The organism is Desulfofundulus thermobenzoicus (assembly GCF_009428905.1).
GTDB classification, from domain to species: Bacteria; Bacillota; Desulfotomaculia; order Desulfotomaculales; family Desulfovirgulaceae; genus Desulfofundulus_A; species Desulfofundulus_A thermobenzoicus.
On sequence record NZ_WHYR01000107.1, the window covers coordinates 1 to 1,752 of the forward strand.

Genomic DNA, 1,752 nt, shown 5'->3' on the forward strand with positions numbered 1-1,752 from the left:
CCACGGCCCATTTTCGCAGATTGAACAATCTGCAACAGTTTCTGATACCAGAATAATCAGCAACTGCTTTGCATATTGTTTTGGTATTTCAGGTCAGTCAGTCCGTCCACCAGAATGTGGCAATCAGTGATTGGCCCCTTTTCTTTCGGCTGTGGAACAGGTAGAATATTTGCTGGAAGTGACCACCATGCAGCAGATATTCTACACATCAGTATCGCCGGAAGAATACGCCCGCCTGGGCAAGGATTTTCCCTTTCCCCAACCCATCTCATGCCCCAACCCCGGTTGTCTGGTCAAGGTACCTCCGCAAAAATACGGTTTTTATCAACGCAATGCCATCGGGGCAAACTTCTGTGGCCGGATTCTTATCCGCCGGTACTACTGCAAATACTGCCGGACCATCATCTCGTACCTGCCTTCCTTCTGCCTGCCCTATTTCCAGTACTCGGTCGAGATTATCTTTATCGCCCTCTGGTATACCCTGGCTCTTCACCACTCGTTTCCCGAGTGCTTAAAGCTGCTGAAAGAATCGTTCGAGCACCTGCACTGGGGAGCCAGCCATCTACAATTCTATATCCGGCGCTTTTTAGCCAACTTAAACCGCATCAAAATGGTCCTACGCCAGCTTATCCCCCGGATAAACCTGCCGGAAGACGGCTCCGACAATAGAAAAGGAGCCCAAAAGGTACTGCACATTGTGGCCTCTGGATTTGCCCAAATCCAGACCTTCTCCACCAGGTATTTCGCCCAATGCCGGTACTCTTTCATGGCTCCTTGCACATAATTTTAGCATAGCAGGAGCCATTTGGGTACCCCTATCCGCTGCCAAAGGACACCAACACAAGCTTGGTCTGGGTTTGCGGGCAAGACCGTGGTATTATGCTGGTGAAGGCGCCGCTATGGGCTTTAAGCGCTTAAAGCCTCCAGAATTTAACATAAAGGAGGCCTGCTTTCCTATGCTTGATGAGCCAAAACGGGAACAAATCGCCCTGAAAAAGTTTTCCTTGATTGCACCGGTACTCAACGGCCAGGTACCCAACCAGCAGGAATACTTCCGAAAACTGGCCGCCGGGCCGGTGGACATGCCTCATTACGGTCCCAAACATTATTCGGTGAAGAGCTTTTTGTGGTGGTTATACCTTTACCGCCTGCACGGGCTGGATGGATTAAAGCCCGGTTACCGCTCGGACCGGGGCAAAAGCCGCCGGGTAACCGATGAGATTGCCCTTAAAATCCAGGAAAAGATCCAGGCCAATCCCAGGCTCAGAGCATCCCTTCTTTACGATGAACTGGTGGCAGATGGAGTATTTACCCCGGATAAACTCTCCCTGGCTACCTTTTACCGCTACCTGGCCCAGCACCCGCACCTGGCTGCCGGCAAAGAGCCCGGGGCACCGGAAAAGGAGGTCAAGCGTTTTGCCCATCAGTGGGTAAACGAGCTCTGGCAGACGGATGTGATGTATGGGCCATACTTAAAGGTGGGGCGGGTCAAAAAACAAACCTTCCTCATTGCCTTTATCGACGACGCTTCCCGGCTGATCACCCACGGCCAGTTTTGCTGGGAACAGAATTTTAACGCCGTGCGGGCTGTATTCAAGGAAGCGGTGTTAAAACGGGGCATACCCAAAATGCTCTATACCGATAACGGGAAGGTTTACCGGTGCGGGCAACTGGCTTTTATTTGCGCTTCCCTGGGGTGCTCTTTGCTCCATACCCAGCCATTTTCTCCGGCGGCAAAGGGTTATGGAGAGT

Annotated in this window: 2 protein-coding genes; both read left to right on the forward strand. The window is 51.8% G+C overall.

Annotation, left to right across the window (positions count from 1 at the left end; all coding sequences use genetic code 11):
• Positions 1–130 precede the first annotated feature (130 nt).
• Positions 131–784: a DUF6431 domain-containing protein gene (locus GFC01_RS17675; RefSeq protein ID WP_243137686.1), complete on the forward strand. Its 654-nt coding sequence runs from the start codon at positions 131–133 to the stop codon at positions 782–784.
• A gap of 172 nt (positions 785–956) precedes the next feature.
• The coding region (locus GFC01_RS17680) for a DDE-type integrase/transposase/recombinase (protein WP_152948463.1) at positions 957–1,752 on the forward strand (796 nt) is incomplete at its 3' end.